Source organism: Paenarthrobacter nitroguajacolicus (genome assembly GCF_007786235.1).
Taxonomy (GTDB): Bacteria; Actinomycetota; Actinomycetes; order Actinomycetales; family Micrococcaceae; genus Arthrobacter; species Arthrobacter nitroguajacolicus_A.
This window is the reverse complement of sequence record NZ_VNFK01000003.1, coordinates 188,021-206,475: the sequence shown is the minus strand read 5'-3', so window position 1 is coordinate 206,475 and position 18,455 is coordinate 188,021. Positions and strand designations below refer to the sequence as shown.

General features: G+C 60.9%; 28 protein-coding genes. 25 read left to right on the top strand and 3 right to left on the bottom strand.

From position 1 onward, the window contains the following. Nucleotides 1-15 precede the first annotated feature (15 nt). From rplB to map, 19 genes are all read left to right on the top strand, one after another. Complete coding sequence (gene rplB, locus FQP90_RS04955; protein WP_011775592.1) at nucleotides 16-855, top strand: 50S ribosomal protein L2; 840 nt, start codon at nucleotides 16-18, stop codon at nucleotides 853-855. Nucleotides 856-867: 12 nt separating this feature from the next. Next, nucleotides 868-1,149, top strand: coding sequence for a 30S ribosomal protein S19 (rpsS, locus tag FQP90_RS04950; protein WP_011775591.1), 282 nt, complete (start codon nucleotides 868-870; stop codon nucleotides 1,147-1,149). Nucleotides 1,150-1,187: 38 nt separating this feature from the next. Beyond that, nucleotides 1,188-1,553, top strand: coding sequence for a 50S ribosomal protein L22 (gene rplV / locus FQP90_RS04945; RefSeq protein ID WP_090817766.1), 366 nt, complete (start codon nucleotides 1,188-1,190; stop codon nucleotides 1,551-1,553). Further along, nucleotides 1,554-2,375 carry a 30S ribosomal protein S3 gene (rpsC, locus tag FQP90_RS04940; protein WP_011775589.1) on the top strand — a complete coding sequence of 274 codons (822 nt, stop codon included), beginning with the start codon at nucleotides 1,554-1,556 and terminating at the stop codon, nucleotides 2,373-2,375. Next, the gene (rplP, locus tag FQP90_RS04935) at nucleotides 2,376-2,792 is read left to right on the top strand and encodes a 50S ribosomal protein L16 (protein ID WP_003803795.1); all 417 of its coding nucleotides are present in this window, start codon (nucleotides 2,376-2,378) and stop codon (nucleotides 2,790-2,792) included. It begins immediately after the preceding gene. 2 nt (nucleotides 2,793-2,794) lie between these two features. After that, the gene (gene rpmC / locus FQP90_RS23745) at nucleotides 2,795-3,115 is read left to right on the top strand and encodes a 50S ribosomal protein L29 (protein WP_014922387.1); all 321 of its coding nucleotides are present in this window, start codon (nucleotides 2,795-2,797) and stop codon (nucleotides 3,113-3,115) included. Then, nucleotides 3,112-3,408: a 30S ribosomal protein S17 gene (gene rpsQ / locus FQP90_RS04925; RefSeq protein WP_011775587.1), complete on the top strand. Its 297-nt coding sequence runs from the start codon at nucleotides 3,112-3,114 to the stop codon at nucleotides 3,406-3,408. The genes rpmC and rpsQ overlap by 4 nt, the downstream gene beginning before the upstream one ends. Before the next feature lie 352 nt (nucleotides 3,409-3,760). Then, nucleotides 3,761-4,129, top strand: a complete 369-nt coding sequence (gene rplN / locus FQP90_RS04920) for a 50S ribosomal protein L14 (RefSeq protein ID WP_003803789.1) — start codon at nucleotides 3,761-3,763, stop codon at nucleotides 4,127-4,129. Nucleotides 4,130-4,132: 3 nt separating this feature from the next. Further along, a complete protein-coding gene (rplX, locus tag FQP90_RS04915; RefSeq protein WP_062073171.1) occupies nucleotides 4,133-4,492 on the top strand; it encodes a 50S ribosomal protein L24 in 360 nt (119 codons plus the stop codon). Next, complete coding sequence (gene rplE / locus FQP90_RS04910; protein ID WP_144648593.1) at nucleotides 4,492-5,079, top strand: 50S ribosomal protein L5; 588 nt, start codon at nucleotides 4,492-4,494, stop codon at nucleotides 5,077-5,079. Before rplX ends, rplE begins: the two co-directional genes overlap by 1 nt. Before the next feature lie 78 nt (nucleotides 5,080-5,157). Further along, the gene (gene rpsH / locus FQP90_RS04905) at nucleotides 5,158-5,556 is read left to right on the top strand and encodes a 30S ribosomal protein S8 (RefSeq protein WP_011775584.1); all 399 of its coding nucleotides are present in this window, start codon (nucleotides 5,158-5,160) and stop codon (nucleotides 5,554-5,556) included. A gap of 18 nt (nucleotides 5,557-5,574) precedes the next feature. Then, nucleotides 5,575-6,111, top strand: coding sequence for a 50S ribosomal protein L6 (rplF, locus tag FQP90_RS04900; protein ID WP_026539812.1), 537 nt, complete (start codon nucleotides 5,575-5,577; stop codon nucleotides 6,109-6,111). A gap of 3 nt (nucleotides 6,112-6,114) precedes the next feature. Continuing rightward, nucleotides 6,115-6,498, top strand: coding sequence for a 50S ribosomal protein L18 (gene rplR / locus FQP90_RS04895; protein WP_089595796.1), 384 nt, complete (start codon nucleotides 6,115-6,117; stop codon nucleotides 6,496-6,498). A 29-nt stretch (nucleotides 6,499-6,527) separates the two neighbouring features. Further along, a complete protein-coding gene (gene rpsE / locus FQP90_RS04890; protein WP_011775581.1) occupies nucleotides 6,528-7,199 on the top strand; it encodes a 30S ribosomal protein S5 in 672 nt (223 codons plus the stop codon). A gap of 2 nt (nucleotides 7,200-7,201) precedes the next feature. Beyond that, on the top strand, nucleotides 7,202-7,408 hold the full coding sequence (gene rpmD, locus FQP90_RS04885; protein WP_090817772.1) for a 50S ribosomal protein L30: 207 nt from the start codon (nucleotides 7,202-7,204) through the stop codon (nucleotides 7,406-7,408). Further along, entirely contained in the window at nucleotides 7,408-7,890 is a 483-nt protein-coding gene (rplO, locus tag FQP90_RS04880; RefSeq protein WP_144648592.1) for a 50S ribosomal protein L15, read from the top strand. The genes rpmD and rplO overlap by 1 nt, the downstream gene beginning before the upstream one ends. A gap of 185 nt (nucleotides 7,891-8,075) precedes the next feature. Then, on the top strand, nucleotides 8,076-9,386 hold the full coding sequence (gene secY / locus FQP90_RS04875) for a preprotein translocase subunit SecY (protein WP_144648591.1): 1,311 nt from the start codon (nucleotides 8,076-8,078) through the stop codon (nucleotides 9,384-9,386). A gap of 5 nt (nucleotides 9,387-9,391) precedes the next feature. After that, entirely contained in the window at nucleotides 9,392-9,961 is a 570-nt protein-coding gene (locus FQP90_RS04870) for an adenylate kinase (RefSeq protein ID WP_208759949.1), read from the top strand. Nucleotides 9,962-10,147: 186 nt separating this feature from the next. Further along, nucleotides 10,148-10,975 carry a type I methionyl aminopeptidase gene (gene map / locus FQP90_RS04865; protein WP_144648589.1) on the top strand — a complete coding sequence of 276 codons (828 nt, stop codon included), beginning with the start codon at nucleotides 10,148-10,150 and terminating at the stop codon, nucleotides 10,973-10,975. A 61-nt stretch (nucleotides 10,976-11,036) separates the two neighbouring features. On the opposite strand, the gene FQP90_RS04860 is transcribed toward map, so the two are convergent. The 3 genes from FQP90_RS04860 to FQP90_RS04850 are packed head-to-tail and all read right to left on the bottom strand — an operon-like array spanning nucleotide 11,037 to nucleotide 14,342. Then, entirely contained in the window at nucleotides 11,037-12,383 is a 1,347-nt protein-coding gene (locus tag FQP90_RS04860) for an ABC transporter substrate-binding protein (protein ID WP_144648588.1), read from the bottom strand. Between the two features lie 52 nt (nucleotides 12,384-12,435). Then, nucleotides 12,436-13,344, bottom strand: a complete 909-nt coding sequence (locus tag FQP90_RS04855) for a carbohydrate ABC transporter permease (protein ID WP_144648587.1) — start codon at nucleotides 13,342-13,344, stop codon at nucleotides 12,436-12,438. After that, entirely contained in the window at nucleotides 13,341-14,342 is a 1,002-nt protein-coding gene (locus FQP90_RS04850) for a carbohydrate ABC transporter permease (RefSeq protein ID WP_208759943.1), read from the bottom strand. The genes FQP90_RS04855 and FQP90_RS04850 overlap by 4 nt, the downstream gene beginning before the upstream one ends. 323 nt (nucleotides 14,343-14,665) lie before the next feature. Between FQP90_RS04850 and FQP90_RS04845 the strand changes: the two genes are divergently transcribed. The 6 genes from FQP90_RS04845 (at nucleotide 14,666) to FQP90_RS04820 (ending at nucleotide 18,408) form a co-directional block, all read left to right on the top strand. Continuing rightward, nucleotides 14,666-15,619, top strand: a complete 954-nt coding sequence (locus FQP90_RS04845; RefSeq protein ID WP_208759942.1) for a P1 family peptidase — start codon at nucleotides 14,666-14,668, stop codon at nucleotides 15,617-15,619. 194 nt (nucleotides 15,620-15,813) lie between these two features. Next, nucleotides 15,814-16,035: a translation initiation factor IF-1 gene (gene infA / locus FQP90_RS04840; RefSeq protein ID WP_011775571.1), complete on the top strand. Its 222-nt coding sequence runs from the start codon at nucleotides 15,814-15,816 to the stop codon at nucleotides 16,033-16,035. Nucleotides 16,036-16,107: 72 nt separating this feature from the next. Continuing rightward, on the top strand, nucleotides 16,108-16,221 hold the full coding sequence (gene rpmJ / locus FQP90_RS04835) for a 50S ribosomal protein L36 (RefSeq protein WP_011775570.1): 114 nt from the start codon (nucleotides 16,108-16,110) through the stop codon (nucleotides 16,219-16,221). Nucleotides 16,222-16,417: 196 nt separating this feature from the next. Next, nucleotides 16,418-16,795 (top strand): 30S ribosomal protein S13, encoded by a 378-nt coding sequence (gene rpsM, locus FQP90_RS04830; RefSeq protein WP_011775569.1) that lies wholly within the window; start codon nucleotides 16,418-16,420, stop codon nucleotides 16,793-16,795. 51 nt (nucleotides 16,796-16,846) lie between these two features. Further along, nucleotides 16,847-17,248, top strand: coding sequence for a 30S ribosomal protein S11 (gene rpsK / locus FQP90_RS04825; protein ID WP_014922380.1), 402 nt, complete (start codon nucleotides 16,847-16,849; stop codon nucleotides 17,246-17,248). A 149-nt stretch (nucleotides 17,249-17,397) separates the two neighbouring features. After that, nucleotides 17,398-18,408: a DNA-directed RNA polymerase subunit alpha gene (locus tag FQP90_RS04820; protein ID WP_011775567.1), complete on the top strand. Its 1,011-nt coding sequence runs from the start codon at nucleotides 17,398-17,400 to the stop codon at nucleotides 18,406-18,408. The last annotated feature ends 47 nt before the right edge of the window (nucleotides 18,409-18,455 follow it).

Here is an 18,455-nt window from a genome sequence, read left to right as displayed (position 1 = left end):
ACGAGGAAATAAATTATGGGAATCCGTAAATACAAGCCGACTACCCCGGGCCGTCGTGGCTCGAGCGTAGCCGACTTTGCTGAAATCACGCGATCGACTCCGGAAAAGTCGTTGCTGCGTCCGCTGCACAAAACCGGCGGCCGTAACAACTCCGGTAAGATCACCACCCGTCACAAGGGTGGTGGGCACAAGCGCCAGTACCGTCTGATCGACTTCCGTCGTCACGACAAGGACGGCATCAACGCCCGCGTTGCCGAAATCGAGTACGACCCGAACCGCACGGCTCGCATCGCACTCCTGCACTACGTTGATGGCACCAAGCGTTACATCATCGCTCCTAACAAGCTGTCCCAGGGTGACTTCGTCGAGGCTGGTCCTGACGCTGACATCAAGCCGGGCAACAACCTGCCGCTGCGCAACATCCCGGTTGGTACCGTAATCCACGCAGTTGAACTGCGTCCGGGTGGCGGCGCCAAGATGGCTCGTTCCGCAGGTGCTTCGGTACAGCTCGTTGCCAAGGAAGGCCGCTTCGCACAGCTGCGTCTGCCCTCCGGTGAAATCCGCAACGTTGACGTGCGCTGCCGCGCAACCGTCGGCGAGGTCGGCAACGCCGAGCAGTCGAACATCAACTGGGGCAAGGCCGGCCGTATGCGCTGGAAGGGCGTTCGCCCGACAGTCCGTGGTGTAGCCATGAACCCGGTTGACCACCCGCACGGTGGTGGTGAAGGTAAGACTTCCGGTGGACGTCACCCGGTTAACCCGAACGGCAAGCCCGAGGGCCGTACCCGCCGTCCGAACAAAGAGAGCGACAAGCTTATTGTTCGTCGCCGCCGTACTGGCAAGAACAAGCGATAGGAGCCTGGACACATGCCACGCAGCCTGAAAAAAGGTCCTTTCGTTGACCAGCACCTCTTTGTGAAGGTCGCACGGGAAAACGATAAGGGCACCAAGAACGTCATCAAGACCTGGTCCCGCCGTTCGATGATCATCCCCGACATGCTCGGGCACACGATCGCCGTACACGACGGACGCAAGCACATTCCGGTGTTTGTCACTGAGTCGATGGTCGGGCACAAGCTCGGCGAATTCGCTCCCACGCGGACATTCCGCGGCCATGTTAAGGACGACCGTAAGGGCAAGCGCCGCTAGGCGCCTGACCTTACGTCTTAGACGAGAGAAGGAAAGCAATGGAAGCCAAGGCTATTGCGCGTCACATCCGCGTAACGCCTATGAAGGCCCGGCGCGTCGTCAACCTTGTTCGTGGTAAGCAAGCGAATGAGGCTCTGGCAATTCTGAAGTTTGCCCCCCAGGCAGCTTCGGAGCCGGTATTCAAGGTACTTCAGTCGGCAATGGCCAACGCACGTGTCCTCGCGGACCGTGACGGCGTTGCATTCGACGACAGCGACCTGTTCATCAGCGAAGCATTCGTTGATGAAGGCCCGACCATGAAGCGGTTCCAGCCGCGTGCCCAGGGCCGCGCCTACCGCATTAGGAAGCGGACCAGCCACATCACCGTGGTCGTCGCAACCCCGGAGAAAGAGGAGGCTCGCTAAGTGGGACAGAAAGTAAACCCGCACGGGTTCCGACTCGGCATCACCACCGACCACGTTTCGCACTGGTTCGCTGACAGCACCAAGCCCGGACAGCGCTACAAGGATTTCGTCCGCGAGGACATCAAGATCCGTCAGCTCATGTCCACCGGCATGGAGCGCGCCGGCATCGCCAAGGTCGAGATCGAGCGCACCCGTGACCGTGTCCGCGTGGATATCCACACGGCACGCCCGGGTATCGTTATCGGTCGCCGCGGCGCCGAAGCAGACCGCATCCGCGGCGAGCTCGAAAAGCTCACCGGCAAGCAGGTTCAGCTGAACATCCTCGAGGTCAAGAACCCCGAGATGGAAGCACAGCTTGTTGCGCAGGGCATCGCCGAGCAGCTGACTTCCCGCGTGGCTTTCCGCCGTGCGATGAAGAAGGCAATGCAGTCCGCACAGCGTGCGGGTGCCAAGGGCATCCGTGTTGCTTGCTCGGGCCGTCTGGGTGGAGCAGAAATGTCCCGCTCGGAGTTCTACCGCGAAGGCCGTGTGCCCCTGCACACCCTCCGCGCGAACATCGACTACGGCTTCTACGAAGCCAAGACCACCTTCGGCCGCATTGGTGTGAAGGTTTGGATCTACAAGGGTGACGTAACTGCCAAGGAACTGGCTCAGCAGGCAGCTGCTGCTCCGTCCCGTGGCCGTGCAGGAGACCGTCCGGGCCGCCCGGGTGGCGACCGCCGTCGTCGTAACGACCGTCCGGCAGCTGAGGCAGCACCTGCTGCCGTTGAAGCACCGGCCGCTGAAGCTGCTGCCCCCGCAGCAGAAGGAGGACAGGCTTAAATGCTTATCCCACGTCGAGTCAAGCACCGTAAGCAGCACCACCCGGGTCGTTCCGGCGCTGCTACGGGCGGCACCAAGGTCAGCTTCGGCGAGTACGGTATCCAGGCCCTGAGCCCGGCATACGTGACGAACCGTCAGATCGAGTCCGCTCGTATCGCGATGACCCGCCACATCAAGCGTGGCGGCAAGGTCTGGATCAACATCTACCCGGACCGTCCGCTGACGAAGAAGCCTGCCGAAACCCGCATGGGTTCCGGTAAGGGTTCTCCGGAATGGTGGGTCGCAAACGTCAAGCCGGGCCGGGTTCTCTTCGAACTCTCCGGTGTCAATGAAGAGGTAGCTCGCGAGGCCCTGCGCCTGGCAATCCACAAGCTCCCGTTGAAGGCACGCATTGTGCGTCGCGAAGGTGGTGAATAGAAATGGCAGTAGGGTCGAAGGATCTCGCACCCGCACAGCTGGACGGTTTCGACAACGAGCGTCTCGTTGAAGAACTCCGCAAGTCCAAGGAAGAGCTGTTCAACCTGCGTTTCCAGTCCGCCACCGGACAGCTGGAGAACCACGGTCGCCTGCGCGCGGTAAAGAAGGACATCGCACGCATCTACACCGTGCTCCGTGAGCGCGAGCTGGGCATTCGTGCCGAGGTTGCCGCACCGGTTGTGGAAGCCAAGGAAGAAAAGAAGTCCAAGAAGGCTGCCAAGGCTGAAAAGGCCGAGGTTGAAGCTGGAGAGGACGCCAAGTGAGCGAGAAGGAAACTGTGACGGAAGCAGCAGCCAGCGCTGAACAGCGCGGTTACCGTAAGACGCGTCGCGGCTACGTTGTCTCTGACAAGATGGAAAAGACCATCGTTGTTCAGGTTGAAGACCGCGTGAAGCACGCTCTGTACGGCAAGGTTATTCGCCGCACCTCGAAGATCAAGGCTCACGACGAAGAGAACACCGCCGGCATCGGCGACCTCGTTCTCATCTCTGAGACCCGCCCGCTCTCCGCTACCAAGCGGTGGCGTCTGGTGGAGATCCTCGAAAAGGCCAAGTAAATCCATCGCCGGGCTTGCCTGGCAGGGTTCACTGGGAAGGCCCGCGTTCCTTGGGGAACGCGGGCCTTTCCGCATCTCCGGCCGTTTCGGATTCAGCCTTGGAACGTGCTAGGATATTGAGTTTGTATGGCGCCACTTGTGCGTCATCAACTACCTCGTAAACAATCGTGCCGCTGCATACTGCCCCGCGCAGAGTTTTCTGCAAGGGAAGCTGATGCTTGTGGCACGGGCGTTTAGGCCTGTACTGGCAAAATCCAGGCAGGTCAAGAGACACCCCGATCAACCGTTCCGCAAGGCTCATTCCGTATGCATGATTTCGGTCTGAGAACCGGCGCGACGCAAGGAGTAAAAATTGATTCAGCAGGAGTCGCGACTCAAGGTCGCCGACAACACGGGTGCTAAGGAAATCCTTACCATTCGCGTTCTCGGTGGATCCGGTCGTCGCTACGCAGGCATCGGCGACGTCATCGTCGCCACCGTCAAGGACGCTATCCCTGGCGGCAACGTAAAGAAGGGTGACGTCGTCAAGGCTGTCATCGTTCGTACCAAGAAGGAACGCCGCCGTGCGGATGGTTCCTACATCAAGTTTGACGAAAACGCAGCTGTGATCCTGAAGAACGACGGTGACCCCCGCGGTACCCGTATCTTCGGCCCGGTTGGTCGTGAACTTCGCGACAAGAAGTTCATGAAGATCGTTTCGCTGGCCCCGGAGGTGCTTTAGTCCATGGCTAAGATCAAGAAGGGTGACCTCGTACAGGTCATCACCGGCGCCAAGCAGGAACGCGGCGGCGACCGCGGCAAGCAGGGCAAGGTCCTGCGCGTATTCCCTGACACCAACCGCGTGCTGGTAGAGGGAATCAACCGCGTCACCAAGCACACCAAGGTCGGTCAGTCGCAGCGCGGCACCAAGACCGGTGGCATCGAGGTCGTTGAGGCCCCGATCCACGTTTCCAACGTTGCTTTGGTTGACCCGTCGACCAAGAAGCCGACCCGTGTTGGTTTCCGTCTCGACACCGTTGAGAAGGATGGCGCTACCAAGACCGTCCGTATCCGCGTGTCCAAGGCCACCGGGAAGGACATCTGATGAGTGAGACACTGTCTGAGACCACCGTCGCAAACAAGATCGTTCCGCGTCTGAAGACGAAGTACGCAGAGACCATCAAGAAGTCGCTGCAGGACGAATTCAGCTACGCGAACGTCAACCAGGTTCCCCGCCTGGTGAAGGTTGTAGTGAACATGGGTGTTGGAGATGCCGCCAAGGACTCCAAGCTGATCGACGGCGCTGTCCGCGACCTCACCCTGATCACCGGCCAGAAGCCGCAGGTAACCAAGGCCCGCAAGTCGATCGCTCAGTTCAAGCTGCGCGAAGGCATGCCGATCGGTGCACACGCAACTCTGCGTGGAGACCGCATGTGGGAATTCGTGGATCGTCTGGTTTCGCTGGCACTGCCGCGTATCCGTGACTTCCGCGGCCTCAACGGCAAGCAGTTTGATGGCAACGGCAACTACACCTTCGGTCTGACCGAGCAGGTTATGTTCCACGAAATCGACCAGGACTCCATTGACCGCGTTCGCGGTATGGACATCACGGTCGTCACCACCGCCAAGACCGATGACGAAGGCCGCGCGCTGCTCAAGGCGCTTGGTTTCCCGTTCAAGACCGAAAACTAACTACGTGACAGGTCCGTCCGCGCAGGCTCCTAAGAGCCAGCGCAACGGAAACCGGTACGAGGAAGGGCTATAGCCCAAATGACTATGACAGATCCTGTCGCAGACATGCTCACGCGTCTGCGCAATGCAAACTCGGCATACCACGACACCGTGTCCATGCCGTACAGCAAGCTGAAGGCACGCGTTGCTGACATCCTGAAGGCAGAAGGCTACATTGCCGGCTGGAAGGAAGAAGACGCCGAGGTTGGCAAGAAGCTGACCATCGACCTGAAGTTCGGTCCGAACCGCGAGCGTTCCATCGCTGGCGTCCGCCGCATCTCCAAGCCGGGCCTCCGCGTTTACGCGAAGTCCACCAACCTGCCTCACGTGCTGGGTGGCCTGGGTATCGCAATCCTGTCCACCTCTTCCGGCCTCCTGACTGACAAGCAGGCCGGTAAGAAGGGCGTGGGCGGCGAAGTCCTCGCGTACGTCTGGTAACGGGAAAGGAAGAGAATAATGTCACGTATTGGACGTCTCCCCATCACCGTTCCTGCCGGAGTTGAGGTCAAGCTCGATGGCTCCGTCATCAGCGTCAAAGGTGCCAAGGGCGAGCTGAGCCACACTGTGGCCAGCCCGATCGAGGTTACCCAGGAAGAAAACACTCTCACGGTCACCCGCCCGAACGACGAGCGCAACTCGCGTTCGCTGCACGGCCTGACCCGCACCCTGATCGCCAACATGATCCAGGGCGTTACCGAGGGCTACGAGAAGAAGCTTGAAATCGTTGGTACCGGTTACCGCGTTCAGGCCAAGGGTTCTGACCTGGAGTTCGCTCTGGGCTACAGCCACCCGGTTAACGTCTCTGCACCCGAAGGCATCACCTTCGTAGTGGAGGGTCCGACCAAGCTCTCTGTTTCGGGTATCAACAAGCAGCAGGTCGGCGAGGTTGCTGCCAACATTCGCAAGCTGCGCAAGCCTGACCCCTACAAGGGCAAGGGTGTCCGTTACGCCGGCGAAGTCATCCGCCGCAAGGTCGGAAAGGCTGGTAAGTAAACCATGGCCATCGCAATTAACAAGAAGCGTACGAACAAGAGCAAGTCTGCTGCACGCAGCCGTCGCCAGCTTCGTATCCGCAAGCGCATCACCGGTACGGCTGTACGTCCTCGTCTGGTCGTCAACCGTTCGGCACGTCACGTATTCGTCCAGGTTGTCGATGACAGCAAGGGTGTAACCGTGGCTTACGCTTCCACCCTGGAAGCTGACCTTCGCGCGTTTGACGGAGACAAGACTGCCAAGGCCAAGCGCGTCGGCGAGCTCGTTGCCGAGCGTGCCAAGGCTGCAGGCGTCGAAGCTGTTGTCTTCGACCGTGGCGGTAACAAGTACCACGGCCGCATCGCCGCCGTCGCTGACGGTGCTCGCGAAGGTGGGCTGGCACTGTGACCGTTGAAAATAACGAAAAGGACATTCAGGTGACTGAAGCTGTAGCTGCTGAAGCAACTGAGACCGCACCCGCTACCGATGACCGCCGCGGCGGACGTCGTGGCGAGCGTGGCGACCGTGGCCAGGGCCGCGGCGACCGTGGTGGCCGTGGTGGCCGCGACGGCGGTCGTGAAGCCGAGAAGAGCCAGTTCGTAGAGCGCGTTGTCACCATCAACCGCGTTGCCAAGGTCGTCAAGGGTGGTCGTCGCTTCAGCTTCACCGCTCTGGTCGTCGTCGGTGACGGCAACGGTATGGTCGGCGTGGGCTACGGCAAGGCCAAGGAAGTTCCCGCAGCTATCGCAAAGGGCGTTGAAGAGGCCAAGAAGTCCTTCTTCCGCGTTCCCCGCGTTGGCAGCACCATCCCGCACCGTGTGCAGGGTGAAGCTGCTGCAGGCGTAGTCCTGCTGCGTCCGGCTTCCGCCGGTACCGGTGTTATTGCCGGTGGTCCGGTCCGCGCTGTACTGGAGTGCGTGGGCATCCACGACATCCTCTCCAAGTCGCTCGGTTCTTCCAACGCGATCAACATCGTTCACGCGACCGTTGCCGCTCTGAAGCAGCTCGAAGAGCCCGCTTCCGTGGCTGCCCGCCGTGGCCTGCCGCTGGACGAGGTTGCTCCTGCTGCTCTGGTGCGCGCGCTCCAGAACCAGAAGGCAGGTGTTTAGTCATGGCTAAGAACCTGACTCCCTCCGACGCCAAGTTGGAGATCACCCAGATCAAGGGCGTCATTGGCGCCAAGCAGAACCAGATTGCGACCCTTCGCTCCCTCGGCCTGAAGCGCATCGGACACACTGTTGTCCGCAACGCTGACGCCGTGACCGTTGGCATGCTCAACACGGTTCCGCACCTCGTGAATGTAGAGGAGGCGAAGTAATGGCAGAGAACAAGACCGCCGCAGAGACTGCTGAGAAGCAGAACGCTCTGAAGGTCCACCACCTGCGTCCCGCCCCGGGTGCCAAGACCGCCAAGACCCGTGTTGGTCGTGGTGAAGGCTCCAAGGGTAAGACCGCTGGTCGCGGTACCAAGGGTACGAAGGCCCGCTACCAGGTAAAGGCTGGCTTTGCCGGCGGCCAGCTGCCGCTGCACATGCGCCTGCCGAAGCTGCGCGGCTTCAAGAACCCGTTCCGGGTCGAGTTCCAGGTTGTAAACCTGGAGAAGCTCAACGAGCTGTTCCCGGAAGGTGGCACTGTCACCGTCGAGTCCCTGGTTGAGAAGGGTGCAGTTCGCAAGAACCAGCCCGTCAAGGTGCTTGGCACCGGCGACATCACCGTCAAGGTTGACGTCACCGTCCACGCATTCTCTTCCAGCGCTTCGGAAAAGATTGCCGCAGCAGGCGGAAGCACCACCACTCTCTAAGAGTCAGTGGGGCAGATGCCCGTTGTAAAAAAATCCCGGTACGCGGGGCCTCGGCCCGGTGTACCGGGATTTTTTGCGTGATTGTGGACTCTCGATTATTACGACGGCGTCACAAGCAGTTAGACTCGGTTGTTGGGTTTCATTGATCCCTTCCACATCCTTGTACTTTCTACTCAGGAGGACGCTTGCTAAGCGCATTCGGCCGGGCGTTTCGGACGCCTGATTTGCGACGCAAGTTGTTGTTCACGCTGGGAATCATCACAATCTTCCGCTTGGGAGCTTTCATCCCCTCGCCTGGTGTGAACTACCAGAATGTCCAGCAATGCTTGAACACCGGTGACACCTCGCAGGGCATCTACCAGCTGGTGAACTTGTTCAGCGGCGGCGCGTTGCTGCAGGTTTCAGTCTTTGCCTTGGGCATCATGCCCTACATCACGGCGAGCATCATCGTGCAGTTGCTCCGGGTAGTCATTCCCCGGTTCCAGCAGCTGTACGAAGAAGGTTCCTCGGGACAGTCAAAGTTGACGCAGTACACCCGGTACCTCACGATCGCCCTCGGCCTGCTCAACGCCACCACGTTGGTGTCGCTTGCCCGATCCGGCCAACTTCTGCCTGGCTGTAACCTGCCCATCATTCCTGATGACAGCATCATGACCACCATCCTCATCATCATCACACTGACGGCCGGTACGGGCCTCATCATGTGGATGGGCGAGCTGGTCACTGAAAAGGGTGTTGGCAACGGCATGTCGCTGCTCATCTTCACCTCCATCGCAGCCAGCTTCCCCGGCTCGCTCGGTTCCATCTGGGAGTCCAAGGGCCCGGGAACCTTCTTCACCGTTCTGGCCGTCGGCCTGCTCACGGTGGCTTTGGTGGTCTTCGTGGAGCAGTCGCAGCGTCGCGTTCCGGTTCAGTACGCCAAGCGCATGATCGGACGCCGAACCGTGGGTGGCACCAGCACCTACATCCCCATCAAAGTGAACATGGCCGGCGTCGTGCCTGTCATCTTCGCTTCCTCCATGCTCTACCTGCCCGGCTTGATTGCGCAGTTCAACCAGCCGGCGCCCGGCGAGCAAATGGCACCGTGGGTTGAGTGGATCAACAACAACCTCACCCGCGGCGACCACCCCATCTACATGGCGCTCTACTTCGCCATGATCGTGTTCTTTACCTACTTCTACGTGGCCATCACCTTCAACCCTGAAGAAGTGTCGGACAACATGAAGAAGTACGGCGGGTTCATTCCGGGCATCCGGGCGGGTAAACCGACCGCGGACTACCTGCAGTACGTGCTTTCCAGGATCACCCTGCCTGGAGCCCTGTACCTGGGCTTCGTCGCGTTGATTCCGCTGGTTGCACTCGTCCTGATCAACGCCAACCAGAACTTCCCGTTCGGTGGCACGTCAATCCTGATCATGGTGGGTGTCGGCCTGGAAACCGTCAAGCAGATTGATGCGCAGCTACAACAACGTCACTACGAAGGGCTTTTGCGATGACGAGAATGCTGATCATTGGACCTCCCGGTTCGGGCAAGGGTACGCAGGCTGAACGGATTTCCGAGCGCCTCGGCGTAGTCGCCATCTCCACGGGCGACATCTTCCGTGCCAACGTAAAGGGCGAAACCCCTTTGGGCATCGAGGCCAAGAAGTACATGGATGCCGGCGACTTCGTTCCGGACAGCGTCACGAACAACATGGTTCGTGATCGCCTGAGCCAGGACGACGTCGAGAACGGCTTCCTCCTGGACGGCTACCCGCGCACCACGGCGCAGGTGGACTTCCTGGACCAGATCCTCGCTGAGGGTGAGCAGGAGCTCGACGTCGTGCTCCAGTTGACCGCCGACGACGAAGTACTGGTAGCCCGTCTCCTTGGCCGTGCCAAGGAAACCGGCCGCTCGGATGACAACGAGACCGTGATCCGTCACCGTCTGGACCTCTACCACGAGCAGACCGAAGCAGTTGTTGCCAAGTATGCCGAGCGTGGAATTCTCACGCAGGTTGATGGCATCGGCGGTATCGACGAAGTTACCGACCGTGTCCTCACGGCAATCGAGTCGGCCAAGGCCGTCTAGCTCGTTGTCCACATAGCCGGGTGTCCGGCGGTGGAGCAAAGGGTGTGCCCCGTACCGTTGGTGCGGGGCACACCCTTCTTCGTTGAAGCAATCGTGCCAATTTCAACCACGCTCCCAGATACGGGAAAATGGTCGGAGCATGGGACCGTGTGATCGGCCCCAACAAACAATTTTCCAGAGGAGAACATGGCGTTCGGTCAGCCCCGCATTGAATACAAAACAAACGAGCAAATGCGCACCATGCACCAGGCCGGACTTGTGCTGAGCCGTGCACTCGACGCTGCCGTTGCGGCGGCCAAGCCGGGCGTCACCACCAAGGACCTTGACGATGTATTCGCCGCGGTCCTCAACGGCGCCGGGGCCAAGTCGAACTTCCTCGGTTACCACGGCTTCCCCGCCACCATCTGCACGTCCGTCAACGAAGAAGTGGTCCACGGTATCCCCGGTGGACGCGTCCTGGAAGATGGCGACATCATCTCCATCGACGGCGGCTGCATCGTGGATGGCTGGCACTCAGACTCGGCACGGACGGTCATCGTCGGTGCCGCCGATCCAGAAGACCAGCGTCTTTCGGATGTGACTGAAGCTGCCATGTGGCGCGGCATCGCTGCCCTGGCCCAAGGCAAATTCGTCGGAGACATTGGGAACGCCATCGATGACTACGTGTCCTCCGTCCAAGGCAAGCCCCTGGGTATCCTGGAGGACTACGTCGGCCACGGCATCGGTTCGGAAATGCACATGGCACCGGATGTCCTGAACTACAGGACCGGTCACCGCGGCCCCAAGATCCGCCCGGGCCTGTGCCTCGCCATCGAACCCATGCTGGTACGTGGCGGCATAGAGACGGCCACGCTCGACGACGACTGGACCGTTGTCACCACCGACGGCAAGCGGTCCTGCCAGTGGGAGCACTCGGTAGCCGTTCATGAAAAGGGCATCTGGGTCCTGTCCGCCCCGGACGGAGGCGCAGAGCAGTTGGCGCCGCTCGGTGTCGTGCCTGTCCCGATTCCCTGACACCTGCAAAAGAAAAGCCGGGCTGCTGAAGCAGCCCGGCTTTTCTGGCGTTCAAAGGAAGTTATGCTTTCAGCTTGGGCTTGACGTCCTTGGTGTAGATGCCTTCGAGCGTCTTCTTCAGCTCGGTCATGGTTGCCTGGACATCGCCTTGCTGGGTGAGGATCTTGGCTGCCGACTTGGCCATTTCCTGATCAGCCCCAGGGAGGAACACGCGTGCGTTGTCCTGGACCTTGGTGGCCGCGAGCTGGTCCATGGCGGTCTTGATCTGCGGTGTCGCTGCGAGGACGGCGGACATGTCAGCCGAGAGCCGGGTAGGCATGTAACCCGTTGCTGCGGAGAATGCGGCAGTGTTCTCCGGCTCAGTCATGAACTTGAGGAACGTCGCGGCTGCCAACTGCTCTTCCTTGCTGATGCCGCTGGGGATGCCCAGGCCCGCACCACCGGTGGGGCACACGCCGGTGGGTGCCTCTGGCCCGCCCGGGAGGAAGCCGACGCCCACGTTGAACTTGGCCGCCTTCAGGACACCCAGCAGGGATCCGGTGGAGGAAATGGTGGACGAGGTGATGCCGGCGGCAAAGTCGTCAGCGGCTTCCTTGGACGAGACGCCGGCCCAGCCGTCCTTGTAGATGGAGTCCTGGGCCCACTGCAGCGCAGCAACGGACTCTTTGGAATCGCAGGTGATGTCCCAGTCCTTGGACCAGCTGCCGCCCCAGCCCCAGAGGTTGTTCTGCAGGGTCCAGCCGGCGTAGCCAGCCAAGGCGGGGTAGATGTAGGCGTATTGGGCGCCTGAGGTGGCCTTGAGCTTGGGTGCCCATTCCGCGAATTCCTGCCACGTGGCCGGTGCGCGGTCAGGAAGCCCGGCAGCCTTGAAGTGGTCCTTGTTGTAGTAGAACAGCGGCGTGGAGCGCCCATAGGGGAGTGCCCACTGCTTGTCGTCGTACTTGTAGTCGTCCACCAAGGACCTCTGGAAGTCGTCGATCTTGATGTCCAGCTGTTTCACCAATCCATCGATGGGAATGATGCTGCCGTTGGAGAAGTAGCGGAACCACCAGACGTCGGACAGGACCACCAGGCCCGGAAGTCCTGTCTTGGCCGCCTGGGACGTTTGGAACTTCTGGGCGATTTCCTCGTAGTTGGCACCAGCCGTCACCAGATTGACCTTGATGTCCGGGAACTTGGCGTGGAACTTGTCGATGATCGCCTTCTCCACGTCCTGGGACTTGCCTGGGTGGTTGGTCCAGAAGGCGATGGAGGCGGCCGGTTTGACGCCGGCGAAATCGATCGTTGCGGCGTCGACGGCGTCCGCGGTGCCCGCCGTCGACGGTCCACCGCATGCGGCGAGGGCCGCAGCCCCGGCTCCGAGGCCTGCAAGTCCCAGGAAATGTCGGCGATCAAGGTTGGTGCGCATGGTGCTTCCTCTCAATTACTTACTTCGATGCGAATAGTGCGGTTGGAGAAAATCAGCCGGTGACACTGCCCTGGGTCAGCCCGGCAACGATGTAGCGCTGGAGCGCGGCGAACACCAGCAGGATGGGGACGATCACCAGCACTGCGCCCGCCATGAGGATTCCCCAGCCGGCCCCGTTGCCTTCGGAGTTTTGAAGCAGTGTCAGGCCCACGGGGAGCGTCATAGTTTCGGGGCGGTCAGTGATGATGAGCGGCCAGATGTAGTCGTTCCATTCGCTGACCACGGTCACCAGGGCCACTGTCGCGATCGACGGAACGGACACAGGGACGATGATTTGCCACAGTCGCCGCCAATGGCCGGCGCCATCGATCTCCGCAGCTTCAAGGATGGACGGCGGCAGGGTCAGGAAATGCTGCCGCAGCAGGAACGTGCCGAATGCCGTGCCAAGACCGGGGAGGATGATCCCCCACAGGGTGTTCTTGCCGCCCATCCCGGCGATGAGGATGTAGTTGGGCAGGATGGACACTTGGGCCGGAACCATGAGGGCCACGAGGATCAGCACGAAAATCACGTTCTTGAACGGGAAGCGCACGAACACCAGGGCATAGGCAGTGAGAATGGCGAGGATCACCTTGATGGTGGAACCCACCACTGTGACGATCAGGCTGTTGGCAAAGAACTGCGCGAACGGGACGGTGGTCATCGCAATGGCATAGTTCTCCAGGTTCAGCGACTCGGGCAGGACCCTCAAGTCGATGGTGACGATCTCGCCCGGTTGCTTGAAGGAGCTCAACAGCATCCACAACAGAGGGAGAAAAACCACCAGCGTGGCGATGATCAAGGGGAAGTAACCGGTGACGAGAGTCTGGAGCAGGTTCGCCCTTGAAAGCGGGCGGGGCCGCTCCTGCGGTGCGGCCTCCTGAGAGGAAGTACCGACGGCGGCTGGTGACGGCGCGCTCATGAGTAGTGGACCTTTCGCTCTACGAACCGCAGTTGGAGGACCGTGATAACCAGCAGGACCGCAAAGAGGATCACCGAGATCGCGGCAGAATAGCCGGCCCTGTTGTAGGCGCCGAAGGCCTGCAGATACGCCTCATAGATGAGGGTGCTGGTGCCGTTGCCCAGTGGAGTCATAATGCGGATGAGGTCGAACGCCTGTAGCGAACTAAGCATGGTGGTGATCAGCAGGAAAAAGGTGGTGGGGGAGAGCAGCGGAAGGGAGATGTGGAAGAACCGTCGAACGCCGTTGGCTCCGTCCAGTGCTGCCGCTTCCATGACGTCGCGGGGGAGGGACTGGAGGCCTGCGAGGTACACCACGGCGCAATAGCCCAGGTTCTTCCAGACGTACACGATGATGACCATCACCAAGGAGAGTTGGGGGTCATTGATCCACTGCGGGCTCTGCTGCCCCAGGCCCCGGAGGATCCAGGCGAGCACACCGTAGCCGGGGTCGAAGATGAACAGCCACACCAACCCGACACCGACGCCCGAAAGCACGTAGGGTGCGAATACCGCGGACCTGGCGAAGGTGGTGCCGCGAACCTTCGAGTTCAAGGCGAGGGCAACCAACAATCCGAGGACCATCGACCCGCCAACTGTGATCAGCGTAAAGATCCCTGTAGTCCCAAGGACCTTGGCCGCATCCTCGCTGGTGAAGAACGTGACGTAGTTCTGCAGGCCCACCACCGTGGCCGAGGCCGAACCCAGCGTCCAATCCAACGTGGAGTAGTAAATGTTGTTGATCAGCGGCCAGTACGTGAAAGTGCCGATCAGCACAAGGTTGGGTAGGGCCATGGCCAGGAAGACCAGAAAGTCCTTCCGGCTGCGGCCGGACCAGCGCGGTCTTTCGGGGGTTGGCTTGGTTGCAGGTGCAGGTGCAGGTGCAGGTGTAGTTGCAGGTGGCTTGGTGGCCGGCCTGTCAGCAGGCGCGCTGCTGTTGTGAATCAAGGGGGCAGTCATGGGTCACTCGGTTTCGGGCGAATGCGGGGCGCCAGCTCCCGGACCGGGGCGGCGAAGACAGGCCTAGCTCACCACACCGAATGTCGCTGTTCGGGCCAAAATGGCGCACTGTAGCGATAGTTGGCTTACACTTCCGAACCCGTTTACTCAGCGTTACTCGCGTGTTTGTAATTGAGGCTCGACTCCCACTTTGCGCGGGGGCGGTTGTCGCAGCCAATTGGCTGCCACCCTCTGCGCGCTCGGAGGTGCCTCCCCTGGACGCGCGCTGCCGGGTGCCAGCCGATTTGCTGAGTGAGCTGTCTCCGCAGGTGGAGAATGGAGCCATGAATTCGATCACCGATGTTCCTGGCATACGGGTTGGGCATGTGCAGAAGACGGGGGTGGGGTGGTTGTCCGGCGTGACAGTGGTACTTCCTCCTGTGGGGACTGTTGGGTCCGTTGATGTTCGCGGGGGAGGTCCGGGGACGCACGAGACCGATGCCCTGGACCCGACCACCCTTGTGTCCACCGTGGATGCTGTGGTGCTGACTGGGGGCAGTGCTTTTGGGTTGTCATCGGCTACGGGTGCCCAGGTCTGGTGCGAGGAACAGGGGCGGGGGTTTGCGGTCCCCGGGACCGTGGTGCCGATTGTTCCGGCCGCGGCCATCTTCGACCTCGGGCGTGGCGGCGACGTCACAGCGCGTCCCGGCGCGGGCATGGGTTACCAGGCAGCTGCTGCCGCTTTCGCGTCCGGTGACCATGCCGCCGTCGAACGTGGAAACGTGGGCGCAGGCACCGGCGCTGTTGTTGCGCGCGGGCAGTTCAAAGGCGGGATCGGCAGTTCCTCGATCACCCTCGACGGCGGTGTGATCGTAGGTGCCATTGCCGTGGTGAATGCGCTGGGGGCGCCAGTCTTTGGGGCGGCGGGGCCGCAACCTGCAGGCGAACCGTCCACGAGCACGCCGCAAGGGCTGAACACGACGCTGGTGGTCATTGCTACGAACGCCATCCTGGACGTTGCCGAGTGCAAGCGGACGGCAAGTGCTGGGCATGCGGGGTTGGCCCGGGCTTTGGATCCGTCCCATACGCTCGCGGACGGCGATACCGTCTTCGCCCTGGCGACTGGCGCCGTCGCGCTTGACCGCAGTAGCGAGCAAGCACGGCAAGTGTCCTTGATTACGCTCCAAAGCGCTGCGGCGGAGGCCGTTCGACTGGCCATACTGAACGGGGTGGAATCGGCCGAGGGGGTCGCCACCCCCGCCGGTGAGTTCCCGGCTTTCCGGCGGCCGGGGGAGTGACGGAGGCGGACGCTTGCGCTACCATGGACGGATTTAACTTTCCGGCCCGATTGGCGTAGAGTTATTTGTTGGTTGTCTGTGCAGCCACGCCCTTTTTAGTGTCGTGGTTCAAGAGAGCCAAGCAAACAAAAAACGTCCGCTGGATCTTCGGTGCCTAACTGGAGGACGGCGGCAAACAACAGTTAGCGGAGGATATGGCCAAGAAGGACGGGGTCATTGAGATCGAGGGCGTTGTGACTGAGGCGCTGCCCAATGCGATGTTTCGTGTTGAGCTCACCAACAAGCACGTCGTTCTCGCACACATCTCTGGGAAGATGCGTCAGCACTACATCAGGATTCTCCCAGAGGACCGCGTAGTGGTGGAGCTGAGCCCATACGACCTCACACGTGGTCGTATCGTCTACCGCTACAAGTAAATTGCTGGGCGGCCAGGCAACAGTGCCTAAGCCGCTCCAGCAGATCAACTGCAAAACACGCAAAGGAACGCCATGAAGGTCAAGCCGAGCGTCAAGCAGATCTGCGACAAGTGCAAAGTGATCCGCCGTAACGGCCGGGTCATGGTGATCTGCGAGAACCCGCGCCACAAGCAGCGCCAGGGCTAATTCCCCTTCAGGGAATCAGCGCCCGCAAGGGCAAACCTGGGTTGCTAGCCCACGCAAGTAAATAAAGGCAGCACAAGCTGTGCCAGGACTGCATTACAGAGCCTGGTCAGCGAACCCCCGGTCGGAGGCTGGGGCCACACGGAACGTGTGGGTGTACTGCCTACGACCTCCGGTTTATTCAAGGAGTACCGCCACTATGGCTCGTCTCGCTGGCGTAGACATTCCCCGCGAAAAGCGGTTGGAAATTGCGCTTACTTACATCTACGGCGTGGGCAAGACCCGTGCACACGAAACCCTGGCTGCCACCGGCATCAGCGCTGACGTTCGCGTCAAGGACCTGACTGACGCCGAGCTGGTCCAGCTGCGTGACTACATTGAAGGCAACTACAAGGTTGAGGGTGACCTTCGCCGCGAGGTAGCCGCTGACATCCGCCGCAAGGTTGAGATCGGCAGCTACGAAGGCCTGCGCCACCGCAAGGGCCTGCCCGTACGCGGACAGCGTACGAAGACCAACGCTCGTACCCGCAAGGGCCCGAAGCGCACCGTCGCCGGCAAGAAGAAGGCCGGACGTTAATCCCTCGGGATTGATCCGGTTTTCCCCCGATAACTTTCTGTAGGAGAAACAATGCCCCCGAAGACTCGTGGAGCGGTTCGTAAGCCGCGTCGCAAGGATAAGAAGAATATTGCGCTTGGCCAGGCGCACATCAAGAGCACCTTTAACAACACCATCGTGTCCATCACGGACCCGAACGGTGCTGTCATCTCATGGGCTTCCGCCGGTGAGGTTGGCTTCAAGGGCTCCCGTAAGTCCACCCCGTTCGCTGCCCAGATGGCTGCCGAAGCTGCTGCAAAGCGCGCTCAGGAGCACGGTCTGCGCAAGGTTGACGTATTCGTCAAGGGCCCGGGATCCGGACGCGAAACCGCAATCCGTTCGCTTCAGGCCGCTGGCCTCGAGGTTGGCTCCATCCAGGATGTCACCCCCAGCGCCCACAACGGTTGCCGCCCGCCGAAGCGCCGCCGCGTCTAATTAGGTCTTCCCTGCCTGACTGGCCGGGCCTGCTGTGGATGGTTTCGACCGTTCACAAGCATGGCCCGGCTGGTCAGGCTGGAAACCGAAGCCGATTTCCACCACCTGTGTTGCGTCATATAGCGGATGCTCGCCGAAAGGAAACCTAAGTGCTCATTGCACAGCGCCCCACCCTGTCTGAAGAAGTTGTATCCGAGAACCGCTCCCGTTTCATCATTGAACCGCTGGAGCCGGGCTTCGGTTACACCCTCGGAAACTCCCTCCGCCGTACCCTGCTCTCCTCCATCCCCGGTGCCGCTGTAACCAGCATCCGGATCGATGGCGTGCTGCACGAGTTCACCACGGTTCCGGGTGTCAAGGAAGATGTCACCGAGATCATCCTGAACATCAAGAACCTTTCGGTTTCCTCCGAGCACGATGAGCCGGTTGTTGCGTACCTGCGCAAGCAGGGCCCCGGAGTCGTCACCGCCGCGGACATCGCTCCGCCGGCCGGCGTCGAATTCCACAACCCGGATCTGCACATTGCCACTCTGAACTCGAAGGGCAAGTTCGAACTCGAACTGACCATCGAGCGCGGCCGTGGCTACGTTTCGGCAGCTCAGAACAAGTCCGGCGACTCCGAGATTGGCCGTATTCCGGTTGACTCGATCTACTCGCCGGTCATGAAGGTAACTTTCCGCGTGGAAGCTACCCGTGTTGAGCAGCGCACCGACTTCGACAAGCTCATTGTCGACGTCGAGACCAAGCAGGCTATCGCCCCGCGCGATGCTGTTGCTTCTGCAGGCACCACCTTGGTGGAACTGTTCGGTCTGGCTCGTGAGCTGAACACCGCAGCTGAAGGTATCGAGATTGGCCCGTCGCCGACGGACGCTGCCCTGGCAGCTGACATGGCTCTGCCGATCGAGGATCTGGACCTCACCGTCCGTTCCTACAACTGCCTCAAGCGTGAGGGCATCCACACCGTGGGTGAACTCGTTGCCCGCTCCGAGGCTGACCTGATGGACATTCGTAACTTCGGTGCGAAGTCCATTGACGAGGTCAAGGCAAAGCTCGTGGAACTGGGTCTGTCCCTCAAGGACTCCCCTCCCGGTTTCGATCTCGCAGCACGCGCCGCAGCCATCGAAGAGGACGACGCCGCGTTCAGCGACGACGAGCTCTAAACAGCAGATCTTGGCCGCCGGGTCCAGCAATGGACCTGACCGGCTTA

What these genes read in the sequence shown, in the direction of transcription:
- rplB (WP_011775592.1), top strand. Translation starts at nt 16, where the DNA reads ATGGGAATCCGTAAATACAAGCCGACTACCCCGGGCCGTCGTGGCTCG.
- rpsS (WP_011775591.1), top strand. Translation starts at nt 868, where the DNA reads ATGCCACGCAGCCTGAAAAAAGGTCCTTTCGTTGACCAGCACCTCTTT.
- rplV (WP_090817766.1), top strand. Translation starts at nt 1,188, where the DNA reads ATGGAAGCCAAGGCTATTGCGCGTCACATCCGCGTAACGCCTATGAAG.
- rplP (WP_003803795.1), top strand. Translation starts at nt 2,376, where the DNA reads ATGCTTATCCCACGTCGAGTCAAGCACCGTAAGCAGCACCACCCGGGT.
- rpmC (WP_014922387.1), top strand. Translation starts at nt 2,795, where the DNA reads ATGGCAGTAGGGTCGAAGGATCTCGCACCCGCACAGCTGGACGGTTTC.
- rplX (WP_062073171.1), top strand. Translation starts at nt 4,133, where the DNA reads ATGGCTAAGATCAAGAAGGGTGACCTCGTACAGGTCATCACCGGCGCC.
- rplE (WP_144648593.1), top strand. Translation starts at nt 4,492, where the DNA reads ATGAGTGAGACACTGTCTGAGACCACCGTCGCAAACAAGATCGTTCCG.
- rpsH (WP_011775584.1), top strand. Translation starts at nt 5,158, where the DNA reads ATGACTATGACAGATCCTGTCGCAGACATGCTCACGCGTCTGCGCAAT.
- rplF (WP_026539812.1), top strand. Translation starts at nt 5,575, where the DNA reads ATGTCACGTATTGGACGTCTCCCCATCACCGTTCCTGCCGGAGTTGAG.
- rplR (WP_089595796.1), top strand. Translation starts at nt 6,115, where the DNA reads ATGGCCATCGCAATTAACAAGAAGCGTACGAACAAGAGCAAGTCTGCT.
- rpmD (WP_090817772.1), top strand. Translation starts at nt 7,202, where the DNA reads ATGGCTAAGAACCTGACTCCCTCCGACGCCAAGTTGGAGATCACCCAG.
- rplO (WP_144648592.1), top strand. Translation starts at nt 7,408, where the DNA reads ATGGCAGAGAACAAGACCGCCGCAGAGACTGCTGAGAAGCAGAACGCT.
- FQP90_RS04870 (WP_208759949.1), top strand. Translation starts at nt 9,392, where the DNA reads ATGCTGATCATTGGACCTCCCGGTTCGGGCAAGGGTACGCAGGCTGAA.
- map (WP_144648589.1), top strand. Translation starts at nt 10,148, where the DNA reads ATGGCGTTCGGTCAGCCCCGCATTGAATACAAAACAAACGAGCAAATG.
- FQP90_RS04860 (WP_144648588.1), bottom strand. Translation starts at nt 12,383, where the DNA reads ATGCGCACCAACCTTGATCGCCGACATTTCCTGGGACTTGCAGGCCTC.
- FQP90_RS04855 (WP_144648587.1), bottom strand. Translation starts at nt 13,344, where the DNA reads ATGAGCGCGCCGTCACCAGCCGCCGTCGGTACTTCCTCTCAGGAGGCC.
- FQP90_RS04850 (WP_208759943.1), bottom strand. Translation starts at nt 14,342, where the DNA reads ATGACTGCCCCCTTGATTCACAACAGCAGCGCGCCTGCTGACAGGCCG.
- FQP90_RS04845 (WP_208759942.1), top strand. Translation starts at nt 14,666, where the DNA reads ATGAATTCGATCACCGATGTTCCTGGCATACGGGTTGGGCATGTGCAG.
- infA (WP_011775571.1), top strand. Translation starts at nt 15,814, where the DNA reads ATGGCCAAGAAGGACGGGGTCATTGAGATCGAGGGCGTTGTGACTGAG.
- rpmJ (WP_011775570.1), top strand. Translation starts at nt 16,108, where the DNA reads ATGAAGGTCAAGCCGAGCGTCAAGCAGATCTGCGACAAGTGCAAAGTG.
- rpsM (WP_011775569.1), top strand. Translation starts at nt 16,418, where the DNA reads ATGGCTCGTCTCGCTGGCGTAGACATTCCCCGCGAAAAGCGGTTGGAA.
- rpsK (WP_014922380.1), top strand. Translation starts at nt 16,847, where the DNA reads ATGCCCCCGAAGACTCGTGGAGCGGTTCGTAAGCCGCGTCGCAAGGAT.